The 17957-nt window shown below is 60.7% G+C and carries 15 protein-coding genes and 2 tRNA genes; 4 read left to right on the top strand and 13 right to left on the bottom strand.

Annotated features, from left to right (window positions below; all coding sequences use genetic code 11):
- Nucleotides 1-76 precede the first annotated feature (76 nt).
- The 6 genes from rplI to rnr all read right to left on the bottom strand — a co-directional run bounded on the left by rplI (nt 77) and on the right by rnr (nt 5811).
- Complete coding sequence (gene rplI, locus PMI20_RS06205) at nt 77-523, bottom strand: 50S ribosomal protein L9 (RefSeq protein ID WP_007921484.1); 447 nt, start codon at nt 521-523, stop codon at nt 77-79.
- A 21-nt stretch (nt 524-544) separates the two neighbouring features.
- Nucleotides 545-1444, bottom strand: a complete 900-nt coding sequence (locus PMI20_RS06200; protein ID WP_007921482.1) for a hypothetical protein — start codon at nt 1442-1444, stop codon at nt 545-547.
- A gap of 36 nt (nt 1445-1480) precedes the next feature.
- The gene (gene rpsR, locus PMI20_RS06195) at nt 1481-1711 is read right to left on the bottom strand and encodes a 30S ribosomal protein S18 (protein ID WP_002551829.1); all 231 of its coding nucleotides are present in this window, start codon (nt 1709-1711) and stop codon (nt 1481-1483) included.
- A 28-nt stretch (nt 1712-1739) separates the two neighbouring features.
- On the bottom strand, nt 1740-2165 hold the full coding sequence (rpsF, locus tag PMI20_RS06190; RefSeq protein ID WP_007921481.1) for a 30S ribosomal protein S6: 426 nt from the start codon (nt 2163-2165) through the stop codon (nt 1740-1742).
- Between the two features lie 275 nt (nt 2166-2440).
- Complete coding sequence (gene rlmB / locus PMI20_RS06185; RefSeq protein WP_007921480.1) at nt 2441-3208, bottom strand: 23S rRNA (guanosine(2251)-2'-O)-methyltransferase RlmB; 768 nt, start codon at nt 3206-3208, stop codon at nt 2441-2443.
- Nucleotides 3205-5811: a ribonuclease R gene (gene rnr / locus PMI20_RS06180; protein ID WP_007921477.1), complete on the bottom strand. Its 2607-nt coding sequence runs from the start codon at nt 5809-5811 to the stop codon at nt 3205-3207. Before rnr ends, rlmB begins: the two co-directional genes overlap by 4 nt.
- 224 nt (nt 5812-6035) lie before the next feature.
- Between rnr and PMI20_RS06175 the strand changes: the two genes are divergently transcribed.
- The 4 genes from PMI20_RS06175 (at nt 6036) to PMI20_RS06160 (ending at nt 9171) form a co-directional block, all read left to right on the top strand.
- Nucleotides 6036-6122 (top strand) — tRNA-Leu (locus PMI20_RS06175).
- A gap of 170 nt (nt 6123-6292) precedes the next feature.
- Nucleotides 6293-6379, top strand: a tRNA-Leu gene (locus PMI20_RS06170).
- Nucleotides 6380-6580: 201 nt separating this feature from the next.
- Nucleotides 6581-7606, top strand: coding sequence for an extracellular solute-binding protein (locus tag PMI20_RS06165; protein WP_007921475.1), 1026 nt, complete (start codon nt 6581-6583; stop codon nt 7604-7606).
- Nucleotides 7606-9171: an ABC transporter permease gene (locus PMI20_RS06160; protein WP_007921471.1), complete on the top strand. Its 1566-nt coding sequence runs from the start codon at nt 7606-7608 to the stop codon at nt 9169-9171. The genes PMI20_RS06165 and PMI20_RS06160 overlap by 1 nt, the downstream gene beginning before the upstream one ends.
- 63 nt (nt 9172-9234) lie before the next feature.
- Here the strand turns inward: PMI20_RS06160 and PMI20_RS06155 are convergent, their stop codons facing one another.
- The 7 genes from PMI20_RS06155 to hfq all read right to left on the bottom strand — a co-directional run bounded on the left by PMI20_RS06155 (nt 9235) and on the right by hfq (nt 17867).
- A complete protein-coding gene (locus PMI20_RS06155) occupies nt 9235-11169 on the bottom strand; it encodes a methyl-accepting chemotaxis protein (protein WP_007921469.1) in 1935 nt (644 codons plus the stop codon).
- Between the two features lie 138 nt (nt 11170-11307).
- Nucleotides 11308-12600, bottom strand: coding sequence for an adenylosuccinate synthase (locus tag PMI20_RS06150; protein ID WP_009041907.1), 1293 nt, complete (start codon nt 12598-12600; stop codon nt 11308-11310).
- Nucleotides 12601-12654: 54 nt separating this feature from the next.
- Entirely contained in the window at nt 12655-13842 is a 1188-nt protein-coding gene (locus PMI20_RS06145; RefSeq protein WP_007921364.1) for an ATP phosphoribosyltransferase regulatory subunit, read from the bottom strand.
- 315 nt (nt 13843-14157) lie between these two features.
- Entirely contained in the window at nt 14158-15027 is an 870-nt protein-coding gene (gene hflC / locus PMI20_RS06140; protein WP_007921367.1) for a protease modulator HflC, read from the bottom strand.
- On the bottom strand, nt 15027-16196 hold the full coding sequence (hflK, locus tag PMI20_RS06135) for an FtsH protease activity modulator HflK (RefSeq protein ID WP_007921369.1): 1170 nt from the start codon (nt 16194-16196) through the stop codon (nt 15027-15029). The genes hflC and hflK overlap by 1 nt, the downstream gene beginning before the upstream one ends.
- Before the next feature lie 96 nt (nt 16197-16292).
- Nucleotides 16293-17594, bottom strand: a complete 1302-nt coding sequence (gene hflX / locus PMI20_RS06130; protein ID WP_007921372.1) for a ribosome rescue GTPase HflX — start codon at nt 17592-17594, stop codon at nt 16293-16295.
- A 12-nt stretch (nt 17595-17606) separates the two neighbouring features.
- The gene (gene hfq / locus PMI20_RS06125) at nt 17607-17867 is read right to left on the bottom strand and encodes an RNA chaperone Hfq (protein ID WP_007921378.1); all 261 of its coding nucleotides are present in this window, start codon (nt 17865-17867) and stop codon (nt 17607-17609) included.
- Between the last annotated feature and the right edge of the window lie 90 nt (nt 17868-17957).

The raw sequence follows: 17957 nt of genomic DNA, 5'->3' as shown, positions 1-17957 counted from the left end.
AAGGGCACGACCTGTAAACAGGATCGTGCCCGATGTTACCGGCTAGCTCCCGAGGGTGCCAGCCGACAAGTACTGCTTAAGCTGCTACCACGACAACGCGTACGGTGGCTTCAACTTCAGCGTGCAGGTGCACGGCTACGTCGAATTCACCTACGTTGCGGATGGTGCCGTTCGGCAGACGAACTTCGCTTTTTGCAACTTCAACGCCGGAGGCGGTCAGTGCATCAGCGATGTCGTGGGTGCCGATCGAACCGAACAGCTTGCCTTCGTCACCAGCGGTGGCAGTGATAGTCACTTCCAGCTCAGCCAGTTGGGCAGCGCGAGTTTCGGCAGAAGCCTTTTTCTCTGCAGCCAGTTTTTCCAGCTCGGCACGACGCGCTTCGAACGCAGCCAGGTTGGCAGCGGTAGCAGCGGTGGCTTTGCCGAAAGGCAGCAGGTAGTTACGGCCGTAACCAGCCTTAACGTTTACCTTATCGCCCAGGTTGCCCAGGTTGGCGATTTTTTCCAGCAGGATCAGTTCCATTTGGTAATAACCTCTTAACTTTTAACCTTCACCGTTCGCAGGACCGTTATCGGCGTCTTTCGGCGCCGAACGACCGCGAAAATCAATCAGGCTGTCGACTATGGCCAACACCACGAGCAACGGATAGATCAGCTGCATAAACAGCAACAGCGTTACGTACAACCCCACCAGCCAGAACCTGGCCAGTCGCCCTTGCGCCACCAGCCCGTGAATCAGGGCCAGCCCGGCGAACACCAGCGGTACGCTGCACAACGGCGTCAGCATCGCCATCTGTGGACCGAGGTTCGGTCCCAGCAGCATGCAGGCCAGCAGCAACATCGCCAGTCCCAGCGGGAGCTTGATAGCGCGAAACTCGCGCCCAAAACCACCCGGGTTGTACAACAACGCCTGCCAGTAGCGCCCGATAATCAGGCTCAGCACACTGACGACCTGCAACAAAGCCGCAATCAGGCCGGTCAGGACCGGTGCAATCAGTGAGGCGAGACGAGCCCGCTCTTCAACCGACAGTTGCTGGTAGAGATCACCAAGGGCCAACGGCAGGATTTTTACCAACTCCTGCGAGAGCATCTCGATCTGGGGGCGGTAAGCCACACCCAGCACTCCAGCAAACACCAGGCCCAGCGCTATGCTGACCAGCAGCACACGGTTCCAGGATTCGCTTGCGCGCAAAACCAACGCAAGGCCCGAAGACCCGAGCAACACCATGAGTGCGCGTGGATCGTCGGAATACAGCCACCAGAACAATGCTGGCAGCAATCCCAGGACGAGGACACCAAGGGCGTCGCTCAAACCGCGCCGCAGGAGCACCAGGCTTCCCGCAGCAGCACCCAACCAATACAACAACGGCAATGCCGCACATCCGGCCACTACCAGAGTGGCCTGCATACGGCCGCGCATGATGAACTCAGCTAAGGCGCGCATGCATTCAATCCCTTACTACTTGTCGACTGCCCGGTCTCAGCGGCCGTGGCTGTCGGTGTAGGCCAGCAGGGCCAGGAAGCGGGCGCGCTTGATAGCGGTGGCCAGCTGACGCTGATAACGAGCTTTGGTACCGGTGATACGGCTTGGAACGATTTTGCCGGTCTCGGATACGTAGGCTTTCAGAGTGTTGAGATCTTTGTAATCGATCTCTTTCACGTCTTCAGCGGTGAAGCGGCAGAATTTACGACGACGGAAGAAACGTGCCATGTAATTGGCTCCTCAAAAGGTCCGTGGATTACTCGTCAGCGTTATCGCTGGCGTCGCTGTTATCGCTGTCATCGCCATCGGCGCTGTCAGAATGCTCAGGACGGTCACGACGCTCACGGCGCTCACTGCGGTTCTCTTCAGCCTTGAGCATCTCGGATTGGCCAGTGATGGCTTCTTCGCGACGGATGACCAGGTTACGGATCACAGCATCGTTGTAACGGAAGTTGTCTTCCAGCTCAGCCAGGGCTTTACCGGTGCACTCAACGTTCAGCATCACGTAGTGAGCCTTGTGAACATTGTTGATTGCGTAGGCCAGTTGACGACGGCCCCAGTCTTCCAGACGGTGGATTTTGCCGCCGTCTTCTTCGATCAGCTTGGTGTAACGCTCAACCATGCCGCCGACTTGCTCGCTCTGGTCAGGGTGGACCAGAAAGATGATTTCGTAATGACGCATGAATGCTCCTTACGGGTTGTAGCCTGCCGCTCAAAAGCGGTCAGACAAGGAGTGAATGACACTTGTGTGTCTTGCCTCAGAGATAGGCACATATGCGCCTGCCGCAACGGCAAGGGGCGCAATTGTAGAGAAGGGGGAACAGCGGCGCAAGGCAATTGGTGATTATTTGAACAATCAGTGCCGACCCATAAACCTGTAGGAGCGAGCTTGCTCGCGATAGCGGCACATCTGACACACCGCATCGCGAGCAAGCTCGCTCCTACCGATAGATTGGATCAGGCTTTTTTGGCGGCAGCCTTGGCCTTGGCCGCACGCTGGCGCGTGGCTTCGAACAGGCATACGCCGGTAGCCACCGAAACGTTGAGACTGCTGACGCTACCGGCCATCGGCAGGCGCACCAGGAAATCGCAATGCTCGCGGGTGAGGCGACGCATACCCTTGCCTTCGGCGCCCATGATCAGGATGGTCGGCCCGGTCAGGTCCTGGTCATACAGTTCCTGCTCGGCTTCGCCAGCTGTGCCGACAACCCACAGGCCGCGCTGCTGGAGCTTTTCCAGGGTGCGCGCCAGGTTGGTCACGGCCACCAGCGGAATCACTTCCGCGGCGCCGCATGCCACTTTACGCACGGTCGGGGTCAGGGTCGCCGATTTATCTTTCGGCACCAACACCGCCAGTGCACCGGCCGCATCGGCAGTGCGCAGGCAGGCGCCAAGGTTATGCGGGTCGGTCACGCCGTCCAGCACGAGCAGCAGCGGCGCGCCCTCGGTACGGTCGAGCAACTCATCGAGCATCGCTTCGCCCCAGACCTGGCTTGGACTCACTTCAGCCACGACGCCCTGGTGAACGCCTTCGACCCAGGCGTCCATTTCGCGACGCTCGGCCTGACCGACCGCCACGCGATTCTGCCCGGCCAGGTCCACCAACACCTGTACACGCGGATCGCTACGGCCTTCGGCCAGCCAGATCTGCTTGACGCGCTTGGGGTGGTGACGCAGCAATGCTTCTACAGCGTGCACGCCGTAGATCTTTTCCAACTGACTCATGACTTGGCCTTGGGTTTACGCGCCCCGCCGCTTTTCGCCGCAGGACCTGCGCCCGCTTTCGGCGGACCTTTACGATGTTTGCTCGGCTTGCTGGACGCCGGCTTTCCGGACTTTCCCCCAGACGCCGCTTTACCGCCGCTTTTGGCTTCGGCCAGCAGCGCCTGCTTCATCTCACGACTCTTGCGCACTTCGGCGTTTTTCGCCGCCGCATCGCTGGAGCGGTAGGCCTCGACCGGCTTCTCCTTGGCCGGACCACGACGCCCGGCCTTGGCTGGGGCAGGCTCGGCAGCCGTCTTGGCCGGAGGCGCATCGACAGCGCCACGCTTTTTGCGACCGATCGGTGCGCTGATGGTTTTTTCCGCCATCTCGAAGTCGATCTTGCGCTCGTCCAGATCGACGCGCATGACCCGCACTTCCACGCTGTCACCCAGGCGGAAGCTGCGGCCGGTACGCTCACCGGCGAGGCGGTGATGCACGGGATCGAAGTGGTAGTAGTCGCCCGGCAGCGCCGTGACATGCACCAGACCTTCGACATAGATATCGGTCAGTTCGACGAACAGGCCAAAACCGGTCACAGCAGTGATCACGCCCGGGAACGCCTCGCCCACGCGGTCTTTCATGTATTCGCACTTGAGCCAGTTCACCACGTCGCGGGTCGCTTCGTCGGCACGCCGCTCGCTCATCGAGCACTGCTCGCCAAGCTGCTCGAGAATCGCCTCGTCGTAGGGATAGATGCGCGCCTTCGGAATGCTCATCGCACCGGCACGACGCACATGAGGCGTGTTCTGCTTGGAGTGGATGACACTGCGAATCGCCCGGTGCGTCAGCAGGTCCGGGTAACGGCGAATCGGCGAGGTGAAGTGGGTATAGGCTTCGTAGTTCAGGCCGAAGTGGCCCTGATTGTCAGCGCTGTACACCGCCTGACTCAAGGAGCGCAGCATCACGGTCTGGATCAGATGGAAGTCCGGACGATCCTTGATGCTTTCCAGCAGGGCCTGGTAGTCCTTCGGCGTCGGACCGTCCTTGCCTTTATGCAGGGACAGGCCTAGCTCGCCGAGGAAGGCGCGCAGTTTTTCCAGGCGCTCTGGCGGCGGACCGTCGTGAACGCGATAGAGCGCGGGGATTTCGTGCTTCTTGAGGAATTCGGCAGTGGCCACGTTGGCCGCCAGCATGCATTCCTCGATCAGCTTGTGCGCATCGTTACGGGTAGTCGGACGAATTTCGGCGATCTTGCGCTCGGAGCCGAAGATGATCCGGGTTTCCTGGGTCTCGAAGTCGATGGCGCCACGGGTATGACGGGCACCGAGCAGAACCTTGTACAGCGCATAAAGCTGCTTGAGGTGCGGCACGACATCGGCGTATTCGCCACGCAGCTGCTTAGCCTCACTGGTTTTCGGCTGCTCGAGGATAGTGCTGACCTTGTTGTAGGTCAGACGCGCCTTGGAATGGATCACCGCCTCGTAGAACTGATAGTCGGTCATCTCGCCGGATTTGGAGATGGTCATCTCGCACACCATGGCCAGACGATCGACTTTCGGGTTCAGCGAGCACAGGCCGTTGGACAGCTGTTCCGGCAGCATCGGCACCACGCGCTCGGGGAAATACACCGAGTTGCCGCGCACCTGAGCCTCGGCATCCAGCGCCGAACCGATCTTCACGTAACTGGAAACGTCGGCAATCGCCACGTACAGCTTCCAGCCACCGCCGAACAGGCGCAGCTTGCCAGGCTTGGCTTCGCAATAGACCGCATCGTCGAAGTCGCGAGCGTCTTCGCCGTCGATGGTGACGAACGGCAGATCACGCAGGTCGATGCGCTTCTCTTTGTCCTTCTCTTCGACTTCCGGCTTGAGCTTGCCGGCTTCCTTCAGCACCGCCTCGGGCCAGACGTGAGGAATATCGTAGGTGCGCAAGGCAACATCGATTTCCATGCCCGGGGCCATGTAGTTGCCCACGACCTCGACCACGTCGCCTTGCGGCTGGAAGCGCGGAGTCGGCCAGTGGGTGATCTTCACCTCGACGAACTGGCCGATCTTGGCGCCGGCATTGCGACCCGGGGTCACCAGCACTTCCTGCTGGATCTTCGGGTTGTCCGCCACCACAAAACCGATTCCGCCTTCTTCGAAATAACGGCCGACGATGCTCTCGTGGGCACGGGACACTACTTCGACGATCATGCCTTCGCGGCGACCGCGGCGATCCAGACCGGAAACCCGGGCCAGTGCACGGTCGCCATCGAACACCAGGCGCATCTGCGCCGGGCTCATGAACAGGTCGTCGCTGCCGTCATCGGGAACCAGGAAGCCGAAGCCGTCACGGTGACCGCTGATGCGGCCGAGGATCAGGTCGAGCTTGTCCACCGGCGCATAAGTGCCGCGACGGGTGTAGATCAGTTGGGCATCGCGCTCCATGGCGCGCAGGCGGCGGCGCAGGGCTTCGATCTGGTCTTCTGTGGTCAGACCAAACTCTTCGACCAACTGTTCGCGGTTAGCAGGCGAACCCCGATCAGCAAGGTGCTGAAGGATCAGTTCGCGGCTAGGGATAGGGTTTTCATATTTTTCCGCTTCACGAGCGGCCTCGGGATCGAGGGACTGCCAATCGGCCATTAGATAAATTTCACCTTGTCTATATGCGGGTTAGTTTGGCATACGCGTATTGAAACGGGAAATTTCAGGCTAAGACAGGCTCCGAAAAGTCCTTTAGAGGCTTCAGAACCATCCTGCAAAAGCCGTCGGCGAATTTTTTTCAATATTTTCAAGATCAGGGGTTTACAGCTCAAAAGGTGGTCCGTATAGTGCGCGCCATCGACGACGGAGACGTTGCCGATACTGCCCAGATGGTGAAATTGGTAGACACGCCAGCTTCAGGTGCTGGTGGCCGCAAGGCCGTGGAAGTTCGAGTCTTCTTCTGGGCACCAATTCAGAGCTGTAGATCGCTTGAATCTTCAGGCTCCTCCAAAAACCCGCGAAAGCGGGTTTTTGCATTCTAAGTGTTTGATTTATTGAATCTAAGTCAAAACAGGGCTTTACAGATTCAAAGGCGCTCCGTATAGTTCGCCCCATCAACAGCGGCAACGCTGCTGATACTGCCCAGATGGTGAAATTGGTAGACACGCCAGCTTCAGGTGCTGGTGGCCGCAAGGCCGTGGAAGTTCGAGTCTTCTTCTGGGCACCACATTCAAGTTTCACAGCATAGCTGTGAAGCCTCACAAAAACCCGCGAAAGCGGGTTTTTGCGTTTCTAGCCCACAACAATCATTTCCCCCGCCCAAGCGCCCCTCCTCCAGGACTATCCAGCCCGCCAAGCCGCACATGAGAAACAATATCGTTTATGATTGTTACAAGTTTTTGCGGCACCACAGTGAGGAACCCTGCGAATGATGTTTAGAAACATCCCCCTTCCAACATCCCTTCTGCGTGGCTTGACCATCACTTTGCTGGGCCTGGCCCTGGCATCTCCATTCACTCAAGCAGCCGATCCGGTTTCCCTGACGCTGTACAACGGCCAGCACAAGGAAGTCGGCGACGCCATCGCCAAGGCTTTCGAGGCCAAGACCGGCATTCACGTCAATGTACGCAAGGGCAGCAGCAACCAGCTCGCCAGCCAGATCGTGGAAGAAGGCGAGCGCTCCCCCGCCGACGTGATCTACACCGAAGAATCGCCGCCCCTGAACAAACTCGGCGAGCAAGGCCTGCTGGCCAAGACCGACGCTGCGACCCTTGAAGTCCTGCCCAAGGACTACGTCGCCGGTAACGGCACCTGGATCGGCATTACCGCCCGAGTTCGCGTGGTAGCGTTCAACCCGAAGCTGATCGACGAAAAAGACCTGCCTGCATCAGTGATGGAGTTCTCCCAGCCACAATGGCAAGGCAAGGTAGGCTTCGTCCCCACCAGCGGTGCATTTCAGGAACAGGCCGTGGCAATCATCAAGCTGCACGGGATGGACGCCGCCGAAGAATGGCTGACCGGCCTGCGCGCTTTCGGCAAGACCTACAGCAATAATATGGTGGCCTTGAAGGCCGTGGAAAACGGCGAAGTCGCCACCGTGCTGGTGAACAACTACTACTGGTTCGCCCTGCAACGGGAGAAAGGCCAGCTTGACTCGAAGCTGCACTATTTCACCGGCGGCGATGCCGGCGGATTAATCACCGTATCCAGCGCCGCGGTACTCAAGTCCAGCAAACACCCCAAAGAAGCCCAGCAATTCCTCGCTTATATGGCCAGCGAAGAAGGCCAGCGCGTAATCACCCAGACCACCGCAGAATATCCGCTGCGCAAAGGCCTGGAGTCGGATCGAGACCTCAAGCCGTTCAGTGAACTGCAAGCGCCGAAAGTCACCCCGGCCGACCTCGGCAACGCCGAAGAAGCCCTGGAACTGGAACGCGAAGTCGGCCTGAACTGATGAGCCGATCGCTGCCCGCCCCCGCCTCGCGCACGAACTGCATACCGAGGCGCAAGGGGCCATCGATCTGGCTGCTGCTACCGGTTCTGTTGCTGGTCGGGCTCAGCCTGCTGCCATTGCTCTATGTCGGGCTCAAGGCCTGGCAAGCTGGCTGGGCCGAAGCCCTGCACCTGCTGTGGCGCCCCTATGTATTCGGCCTGCTGCGCAACACCCTGCTACTGCTCATTGGCGTGACCGTTACCTGCGCTATCGTCGGCCTGTCCCTGGCCTGGCTGCTGGAACGCAGCGACTTGCCGGGGCGACGCCTCTGGGGCGTGATCTTGTGCCTGCCCTTTGCCGTACCGGCCTTTGTCAGCAGCTTCACCTGGGTCTCCCTCAGCGCCAGCTTCGAAGGCCTGGGCGGGGCCATCCTGGTCATGAGCCTGTCCAAGTACCCGCTGGTATTCCTGCCTGTGGCGGCTACCCTGCGCAATCTCGACCCCTCCCTGGAGGAATCGGCCCGCACCCTCGGGCAGAATCGCTGGGGCGTTTTCTTCCGGATCACCCTGCCCCTGCTCTGGCCCTCATTGCTGGCCGGCTCGCTACTGATCGCCCTGCACATGCTGGTGGAGTTCGGTGCACTGTCGATTATCGGCCTGCAAACCTTCACCACCGCGATCTACCAACAGTTCGAACTGGAGTTCAGCAATGCCAACGCGGCGATGCTTTCCGCCGTGCTGCTAGCGCTGTGCCTGGCCCTGCTGTGGCTGGAGTTGCGGGTTCGCGGCAAAGGCCGCCATGTACGAACCGGCCAGGGCGCGGCGCGACATGCCGAGCAGGTGCGCCTCGGCAAGTGGGCAATTGGCGGACAACTGTACTGCGCGCTGCTGACCCTGATCGGCAGCGGCATTCCGCTGGGCATGCTGGCGTACTGGCTGGCCATCGGCTCATCGGCCGCTTTCCCGGTGGCCGCCATCAGCGAAGCCCTACTCTCCTCCCTGGCGCTATCGTTGGGTGGCGCGGCGCTGTGCCTGGTGCTGGCGGTACCGGTCGGACTGCTGGTGGTGCGCCACAAGGGCCGCCTGGCACTCTGGGCCGAACGCCTGCCTTACCTGCTGCACGCCCTGCCAGGCTTGGTGATCGCCCTGACGCTGGTGTTCTTTGCCCTGCACTACGTGCCAGCGCTGTATCAGACCTCAGCCCTGTTGCTGATCGCCTACGCCCTGCTGTTCCTGCCCCTGGCGCAGGCACCGATCCGCACCGCCCTGAACAAGGCGGCGCCGCAACTCGAGGAAGCCGCCCGCACCCTGGGCGCCTCCTCATTCACGGCCTTCTGCCGCGTGACCCTGCCGATCATTTTTCCGGCTTTGGGCGCCGCCTTTGCCTTGGTATTCCTCGATGCCATGAAGGAGCTGACGGCCACCCTGCTACTCAGCCCGACCGGACTGAATACACTGGCAACGGAAGTCTGGGCGCACACGGCGAATGTGGAGTTTGCCGCCGCAGCGCCTTATGCGGCGCTGTTGATCTTGGTATCGGGACTACCGGTCTATCTGCTGACGACACGGATGTATCTGAGCCGCTGAGCCCACTCCTACAGAAAGCTTTCTGTAGGAGCCCCGCCCCGAGCATTCAAGCCTCGTGAACACTCAAGCCCGGAACTGCCCCAGGCTGGCCTTCAATTGGGCTGCCAGGCTATCCAGTACCTTGCCGCTAGCCGTGGTCTCCACCACAGCCTGAGCTGCCCGCTCAGCCTGGGCATGAATGGTCTCGACCCTACCGCGCACCGCTTGCGCGCCCTGAGCCTGATGGGCAGCCGCCTGGGTCGCCAGGCCAATCGCCGCGTGCACCTGCTCCACCGACGACTGCACCGTTTGTTGCAACCGCGCACTGTCGCGCAACACCAGCAACCCTTCGCTGGCCTGCCTTCCAGCCTGGCCGATCGCCGCCACCGCCTCGCGCGCGCCCTGCTGCAGCGCACCGATATGCGCCTGGATATCGCCGGTAGAGCTTTGCGTCTTGCTCGCCAGCGCCCTGACCTCATCGGCTACCACCGCAAAGCCGCGCCCGGTTTCCCCGGCCCGCGCCGCTTCAATGGCCGCATTCAAGGCCAGCAGGTTGGTCTGCTCGGCAATCCCATGAATCACCGTCAACACCACCTCGATCTGTTCGCTCTGCTGCGCCAGGCGTTCGATGACCTTGGCCCCCGTGTCGACCTGCCCCGCCAGTGCCTCGATCAGACCGCCCACCTGGGCCGAGGTCCGAGTGTTTTCGTCGGTCGCCTGACGGATCTCCACCACCTGCTGCAAGGCCGCCTGCATCGCCTGGCTTTCCGCCTGGGCTTCGTCAGCCATCTGCGACAGCGCCCGCAAACTCTCCGCCACCTCGTCACGCTGGGCCTCGGCCGCGGCGTCCGCCCCAGCATTACGCAGGCTCATCGCGCCGATTTCGACGCCAGTACGCTGCGCCACATCGCCGGCCTCACGCACGATCGGCTGCAACTTGTCGACAAAACGATTGACCGCCGAGGCCATGTCGCCGATCTCATCATTGCTGTTGAGCTGGACCCGCTTGGTCAGATCACCCTCACCGGCGGCCAGATCGTTTAGCGCGGCGATCAGCAGATGCAGCTTGCTGACCACTCGCCGCCCCAGCACCACCGCCAGCAACAGCAAGACCCCGCAGCCGACCAGCGCCAGGCCCATGCCGATGCGCCAGCGCAGGGTGGCCGCCGCGTCCTGCACGGTACCCGCGGTGTTGACCTGCATGTCCGAAGCGGTGGTCTGCGCCGACTGCAGGCGCGCACGCATGGTCGCCGAACTGTCCGCCGAAGCGCCCTTGAGGCTATCGCCGACCAGCTGATCGCTGCTGGCGATCAAGGCCTCGAAACGCTTGTCCAGCGCCGCCACATCCGCCTCGACCGACGCCGTGGAAACCCCCATCAGCACCTTGCCGATCTCCACGCCGTTAGGACTGATGGAGGCTTCCAGGTAGTAGACCGATGGATCGTTCTTGGCCGCGTCCAGCACCTTGTCCAGGGCACGCTCGCCCTTGCCCTTTTCCAGCAGCGCCTTGTTGATCGGGTTTTCCCGGTTCAGATAGCGGGTCAGGTGCTCGCCATTGGCATCGTCGTACACCACGAACAGCACGTTGGGATTGCGCTGGGCGCGCCGGGCGAACTCGGAGAGGGTCGGAACGTCGCTGTCCCACATGGCGCGCGGGGCCACCGAAGCGAGCAACTGGGCCATATCGTTGGCTGAATCCTTGAGATCCTTCTCCAGCGTCGCGCGCAATTGCGCCTGCTCCTCTTCCAGGCGCGAGGAGAGCCCGGCGGTCAAGCGTTGCCGGGTGTTGCTGGAAAGGCTTTCCAGGCTCGAGGTGACCTCACGAGCCGCCTGCTCCAGTTCGCCGGACAGCTTCTGGCTATCGACGCCCAGACGAGCGGCCAGATCCGCCTCCAGCGCCGTTACCGTGCTCCGGGTCAGGGCAACGGCAACCAGCACCTGCACCAAAAGGGCGATACCAAGGGTAACGAACACAGGCCGCAACAAACGGCTTTGTAACAGTGAGAGAACGGCCGACACAGGAAATCCCTCTACTTCAACGCCATCAAATTGATGGCACTCTGGAAGAGCAAATCACAGCAAGGGTCGTGCCGCTCGGCAGGCAGAAACGACAAAGGCCCCTATGAAGGGGCCTTTGTTTTTTACATCAACAGCTTATCAAGCAAACGGGTGACGCAGAACGATGGTCTCGTTGCGGTCCGGGCCTGTCGAAATAATGTCGATCGGCGCGCCGACCAGCTCTTCGATACGCTTGATGTAGGCACGGGCAGCGGCCGGCAGCTCTTCCAGGGTCTTGGCCCCCAGGGTCGACTCGCTCCAGCCTGGCATCTGCTCGTATACCGGCTCCAGGCCGATATAGCTGTCAGCGTCGGTTGGTGCGTCGATGACTGCGCCATCCTGGTTTTTGTAGCCCACGCAGATGTTGATGGTTTCCAGGCCGTCCAGTACGTCCAGCTTGGTCAGGCACAGGCCCGAGATGCTGTTGACGTCGATGGCGCGACGCAGGATGACGGCATCGAACCAGCCGCAACGGCGGGCACGGCCGGTGGTTGCACCGAACTCATGGCCACGCTTGGCCAGGAAAGCGCCCACGTCATCGAACAGTTCGGTCGGGAACGGCCCCGAACCTACACGAGTGGTGTAAGCCTTGGTGATACCGAGGATGTAATCCAGGTACATCGGGCCAACGCCCGAACCGGTGGCGATGCCGCCGGCAGTGGTGTTGGAGCTGGTGACGTACGGATAGGTACCGTGGTCGATGTCCAGCAGCGAGCCCTGGGCACCTTCGAACATGATGTCCTTGCCCGCGCGACGCAGTTGGTGCAGTTCAGCGGTCACGTCCAGCATCATCGGCTTGAGCAGCTCGGCGTATTCCATGCACTCGTCGAGCGTCTTCTGGAAGTCGATGGCCGGCTCTTTGTAGTAATTGACCAGTACGAAGTTGTGGTAGTCCAGCAACTCGCCCAGCTTCGCGGCGAAACGCTCGCGGTGGAACAGGTCGCCGATACGCAGGCCGCGACGAGCGACCTTGTCTTCGTAAGCCGGGCCGATGCCGCGACCGGTGGTACCGATCTTCTGCTCGCCGCGGGCCTTTTCACGCGCCTGGTCCAGCGCTACGTGGTAGGACAGGATCAGCGGGCAGGATGGGCTGATACGCAGGCGCTCACGCACCGGTACGCCTTTCTCTTCCAGCTTGACGATTTCACGCAGCAAGGCGTCCGGCGCAACCACCACGCCGTTGCCGATCAGGCACTGAACGCCTTCGCGCAGCACACCCGAAGGGATCAGGTGCAAGACGGTTTTCTCGCCGTCGATCACCAGGGTGTGGCCAGCGTTGTGGCCACCTTGGTAGCGCACTACGGCGGCAGCATGTTCGGTCAGCAGATCAACGATCTTGCCTTTGCCCTCATCACCCCACTGGGTGCCCAGGACTACGACATTCTTACCCATAACACTTGTCCTCATTCGCGCAAACTTGGTGCCGGCAACGGCCGGCGGGAAAACTCAAGAAGCCAGCGGCAATACTTGCCAAAGCCCGTTCTGCTGAATCAATTGCCGGTCGCAGTCCGCTTCACGGGCGGCGGCCAATGGTTGTCCAGGCAAGGCCTGAACCACGCGCTGACCCTCACTGCGCAACTGGCAAACCTGCTGCCAGAGGGCTGTATCCGTACTGTCCGGCATCCAGATACCGCCAGACGGTAGCTCGATCTCAGCACGCCCCAGGGTCACCAGGGTTTTCAAATCGGTAGAGAAGCCGGTTGCCGGACGGGCGCGACCGAAGTCGGCGCCGATGTCGTCGTAACGACCGCCCTGGGCAATGGACTGGCCAACGCCCGGCACGAACACCGCGAATACCACACCGGTGTGGTAGTGGTAGCCACGCAACTCGCCCAGGTCGAAGTACAGCGGCAATTCAGGGAAACGCACGGAAAGACGCTCGGCAATCGCCAACAAGTCGTCCAGGGCCGCCAGCACCGGCGCCGGCGCATTGGCCAGGCGTTCGCGGGCTGCAGCCAGTACTTCACGGCCGCCGCACAGGTCGACCAGCGCCCGCAGCATGCCGGACAGGTCGGCCGGCAGGCCTTCGGTCAAGGTAATGACTTCATCGATGGCCTTGCGTTGCAGGGCATCGAACAACTGCTGTTCCACTTCGCCGGAGAGACCGGCCGCGCGGGCCAGGCCACGGTAGATACCGACATGCCCCAGATCCATGTGCACATCCGGCACATCGGCCAGTTGCAGCATCGCCAGCATCAGGCTGATGACTTCCACGTCGCTGCTCGGGCTCGCATCGCCATACAACTCGGCACCCAGCTGGATCGGGCTGCGCGAGGACGACAAGGCACGCGGCTGCGCATGCAGCACACTACCGGCGTAACACAGGCGGCTCGGACCTTCGCGACGCAGGGTATGCGCATCGATACGAGCCACCTGCGGCGTAATGTCGGCGCGGAAACCCATCTGCCGGCCCGATTGCGGGTCGATGACCTTGAAGGTACGCAGATCGAGGTCCTGGCCCGCGCCAGTCAGCAAGGATTCCAGGTACTCGATATGAGGGGTCACGACGAACTCGTAACCCCAGCTCTGGAACAGATCCAACACCTGGCGACGCGCAACTTCAATGCGCGCCGCCTCAGGTGGCAGTACTTCTTCGATGCCATCTGGCAGCAGCCAGCGGTCTACCGTTGCCATTACGCCATTCCCCTGTGATCCAGGCGGCCAGCCTATGGGCGGGCCTTGAGTGAAGCAGAAAATGATCGGCCCATGTGCAAACCACGCGCATGGGCGACGGGGCGAAAAGCCTGAAACCGGCTTCGCCACTCACTTTCCTCGAAAAAAACTGTCGAGTCGTTCAACTCGCCGTCTTGCACCAACAACCACAATCAAACGTGCAGACGCAAAAAAGCCGGGAATTTCCCGGCTGCCGCATCATACACTCGTTTTCCCAAAGGATCACCCCGCCAGACACTTTAGCCGCCGGGCGGGGCGATTCAGGTCAACGTCGCATCAAGGCTTGGCCTTTTCCAGGTAACGGAAAAAGTCGCTGCTTGGGTCCAGGACCATGACGTCGGATTTGTTCGCGAAGCTTTCACGATAGGCACGCAGGCTACGGTAGAAACCGTAGAATTCCTGGTCCTGACCGTAGGCCTTGGAGTAAATGGCTGCAGCCTGGGCGTCACCATCACCGCGAATCTCTTCCGACTCACGATAGGCTTCGGCCAGCAGTACACGGCGCTGACGATCGGCGTCGGCACGAATACCTTCCGCCAGCTCGTTACCCTTGGCGCGATGCTCACGCGCTTCACGCTCACGCTCGGTGCTCATACGCTCGAAGACACTGCGGTTCACTTCCTTCGGCAAGTCGATGGTCTTGACCCGGACATCGACCACTTCGATGCCCAGTTCTTTCTCGGCCATCTTGTTGAGCGAAGCCGTAATGTCCGCCATCAGCGCATCACGCTCACCGGAAACCACTTCGTGCAGGGTGCGCTTGCCGAACTGGTCACGCAGGCCCGACTCCAGACGACGGGAAAGACGCTCGTCGGCGATCTGCTTGAGGCCGGAAGTCGCGGTATAGAAACGCTCCGCATCCTTCACGCGCCATTTGGCATAGGCATCGACCATCACGGCTTTCTTTTCCAGCGTCAGGAAACGCTGGGTCGGTGCATCCAGGGTCATCAGGCGAGCGTCGAACTTACGCACCTGGTTCACATAGGGCACTTTCACATGCAGGCCCGGCTGGACGTCAGCCTGGACCACACGACCGAACTGCAGCAACACCGCGCGCTCGGTCTGAGCGACGATGTAGAAGCAGTTCCAGGCAGCGATCGCCACGACGACGCCAACGATAAGGGCGATCAGCGATTTATTGCTCATCAGCGACTCTCCCTGGTACGCGCTTGCTGTTGCTGCAGATCAGCTGCCGCACGCGCATTCGCTTCGTTGCTGCTGGCTGCCGCGCCGGTCACCGGAGCACTGGTGCTGCGGCCACTTTCGACCATTTTGTCCAGCGGCAGGTACAGCAGATTGCTCTGGCCGTTCTTGTTGCCAGTCACGAGAACCTTGCTGGTATTGCTGAAGACTTCCTGCATGGTGTCCAGGTACAGACGCTCACGGGTCACTTCAGGTGCCTTGCGGTATTCGGCCACCAACTTGGTGAAGCGATCGGCCTCACCCTTGGCGCGGGAAACCACTTCGCCACGGTAACCGTTGGCATCCTCGATGATGCGCTGGGCCTGACCACGGGCTTCCGGCACGACGCCGTTGGCGTAGGTTTCAGCCTGGTTGCGCGAACGCTGCTCGTCTTCACGGGCGCGGATCACGTCATCGAAGGCTTCCTGCACTTCACGCGGTGCCGCTGCGCTCTGTACGTTCACCTGGGTAACGGTGATACCGGTGCGATAGGTATCGAGGAAGCGTTGCAGACGCTCCTTGATTTCGCTGGCCATCAACTCACGACCTTCGGTCAGCACCTGGTCCATCGCGGTGGAACCCACTACGTGGCGCAGCGCACTGTCGGTGGCGTGCTGCAGGCTGATTTCCGGCTGATCGACGTTCAGCACGAAGTCCTGCAGGTTGCTGATCTTGTACTGCACGGTCAGCGGCACTTCGACGATGTTCTCGTCTTCAGTCAGCATTTGACCCTGCTTGGTATAGGCACGCTCGCGCGTGACGTTTTCCATGTACTTGCGGTCGATCGGCGGGAAGTAGATGTTCAGGCCCGGGCCGACGGTTTCGTAGTACTTGCCGAAGCGCAGCACCACGGCCTGCTCCTGCTCGTCCACGACATACACCGCGCTGTACAGCCACACGGCCGCCAGCACGACCAGACCGATACCGAGCAGGCCGAGACCGCCGCCCTTGCCGGAACTGCCACCATCGTCACCACGTTTCTTGCCACCACCGAACAACCCATTCAGGCTTTCCTGCAGCTTGCGGAAGGCCTCGTCGAGATCCGGTGGCCCCTTGCGGTCGCCATTGTTGCGGCGCTTACCACCCCAAGGATCCTGATTATTCGAGTTGCCACCCGGCTCATTCCAAGCCATAGCGCTCTCCATCTGATAAAGCAAAGACGCACCCACGGCGCGCCGACCAATGCTACAGAATGCCTGCTACAGCGGCACAACCGCTTTCTCAGGCTTTTATTGCAAAGTGTGTTGCTCGATGAACTCCAGCGGCTGCATGCCTTCGCGGCTTACCAGTCGATTCAGCTCGACTCGCGGCAAGCGGACAGCCAGCAGGCTGACACCTTCCTCGTCGTGATCTTCTTTCTGCACTGCGCCCAACTCGAAGAACTGCGCTCGCAGTCGAGCAAAACGCTGCGGCAAGCGCAAGGTGCCTACAAACAAATCCTCGCCGAGCAACTCGGCAATGGCCTGCTTGAGCAGGTCCAGCCCTTGCCCTTCACGAGCCGACAACCAGACCCGCTGCGGCTTGCCGTCGGCATCACGCTGGATCTGCGGGTCTACCCCCTCGAGCAAATCGAGTTTGTTATAGACCTCCAGTATCGGCAAGTCCTGGGCCCCGATCTCGCCAAGCACCACCATGACCTGTTCGATCTGAGCCATACGCTCCGGCTCATGAGCATCGATCACATGCAACAACAGGTCGGAGTTGCTTGACTCTTCGAGCGTAGCCCGAAACGCCTCGACCAGTTTGTGTGGCAGATGACGAATGAACCCCACGGTGTCGGCCAACACGACCGGACCAAGATCGTCCAGTTCGAGCCGGCGCAAGGTCGGATCGAGGGTGGCGAACAGTTGGTTGGCCGCAAACACATCGGACTCGGTCACGGAGTTGAACAAGGTGGACTTGCCGGCGTTGGTGTAGCCCACCAACGATACCGAAGGAATGTCGGCACGCTTGCGCCCGCGACGAGCCTGCTCACGCTGGCTGCGGACCTTCTCCAGCCGGGCCTTGATCTGCCGCAGGCGAACCCGCAGAAGACGCCGGTCGGTCTCGAGCTGGGTTTCGCCCGGACCACGCAGGCCGATACCGCCCTTCTGCCGCTCAAGGTGAGTCCAGCCACGAACCAGACGGGTACTCATATATTCAAGCTGGGCCAGTTCTACCTGGAGCTTGCCTTCGTGAGTGCGGGCGCGCTGGGCGAAAATATCGAGAATCAGACCCGTGCGGTCAATCACGCGACACTCGAAAGCACGTTCGAGGTTACGTTCCTGACTGGGTGTGAGGATGTGATTGAAAATCACCAGGTCGACCTGTTCGGCTTTGACCAGGTCGCGTAATTCTTCGACCTTGCCGCTGCCAACCAGGTACTTGGCGGTTGGCCGATGACGCGGCACGTTAACAAACGCGACGGTCTCGGCGCCGGCCGATATTGCCAACTCCTGAAACTCCTGCGGATCTTCGCGCGCCTCAGGGTCCTGACCATCCAAGTGAACGAGAATTGCACGTTCACCACCACCGTGGCGCTCAAAGAACAAAGGAGACTCCTATCAGGCGTTACCTGGCTCAGCGTCACCCTGTTCGGATTCGGATGCGCTAGGCAGGCGAATTGGACGAACCGGCACCACTGTCGAGATAGCGTGCTTGTAAACCATTTGGCTGACGGTGTTCTTCAGCAGGATGACGAACTGGTCGAAAGACTCGATCGTACCTTGCAGCTTGATCCCGTTGACCAGATAGATGGAAACCCCAACTTTCTCTTTACGTAAAGTATTCAAGTAAGGGTCTTGTAGCGAATGCCCTTTTGACATGTGCCGCACTCCTTTAAGGATCAATAATAAAAAATCGGAAAACAGATGGCTAAAACCGCCCCACCCCCAAGGATAGACGGCAATTGCAAG

The sequence above is a fragment of the Pseudomonas sp. GM17 genome, from assembly GCF_000282175.2.
Lineage (GTDB): Bacteria > Pseudomonadota > Gammaproteobacteria > Pseudomonadales > Pseudomonadaceae > Aquipseudomonas > Aquipseudomonas chlororaphis.
This window is presented reverse-complemented; position numbering and strand designations above follow the sequence as displayed.

What these genes read in the sequence shown, in the direction of transcription:
- rplI (WP_007921484.1), bottom strand. Translation starts at nt 523, where the DNA reads ATGGAACTGATCCTGCTGGAAAAAATCGCCAACCTGGGCAACCTGGGC.
- PMI20_RS06200 (WP_007921482.1), bottom strand. Translation starts at nt 1,444, where the DNA reads ATGCGCGCCTTAGCTGAGTTCATCATGCGCGGCCGTATGCAGGCCACT.
- rpsR (WP_002551829.1), bottom strand. Translation starts at nt 1,711, where the DNA reads ATGGCACGTTTCTTCCGTCGTCGTAAATTCTGCCGCTTCACCGCTGAA.
- rpsF (WP_007921481.1), bottom strand. Translation starts at nt 2,165, where the DNA reads ATGCGTCATTACGAAATCATCTTTCTGGTCCACCCTGACCAGAGCGAG.
- rlmB (WP_007921480.1), bottom strand. Translation starts at nt 3,208, where the DNA reads ATGAGTCAGTTGGAAAAGATCTACGGCGTGCACGCTGTAGAAGCATTG.
- rnr (WP_007921477.1), bottom strand. Translation starts at nt 5,811, where the DNA reads ATGGCCGATTGGCAGTCCCTCGATCCCGAGGCCGCTCGTGAAGCGGAA.
- PMI20_RS06165 (WP_007921475.1), top strand. Translation starts at nt 6,581, where the DNA reads ATGATGTTTAGAAACATCCCCCTTCCAACATCCCTTCTGCGTGGCTTG.
- PMI20_RS06160 (WP_007921471.1), top strand. Translation starts at nt 7,606, where the DNA reads ATGAGCCGATCGCTGCCCGCCCCCGCCTCGCGCACGAACTGCATACCG.
- PMI20_RS06150 (WP_009041907.1), bottom strand. Translation starts at nt 12,600, where the DNA reads ATGGGTAAGAATGTCGTAGTCCTGGGCACCCAGTGGGGTGATGAGGGC.
- PMI20_RS06145 (WP_007921364.1), bottom strand. Translation starts at nt 13,842, where the DNA reads ATGGCAACGGTAGACCGCTGGCTGCTGCCAGATGGCATCGAAGAAGTA.
- hflC (WP_007921367.1), bottom strand. Translation starts at nt 15,027, where the DNA reads ATGAGCAATAAATCGCTGATCGCCCTTATCGTTGGCGTCGTCGTGGCG.
- hflK (WP_007921369.1), bottom strand. Translation starts at nt 16,196, where the DNA reads ATGGCTTGGAATGAGCCGGGTGGCAACTCGAATAATCAGGATCCTTGG.
- hfq (WP_007921378.1), bottom strand. Translation starts at nt 17,867, where the DNA reads ATGTCAAAAGGGCATTCGCTACAAGACCCTTACTTGAATACTTTACGT.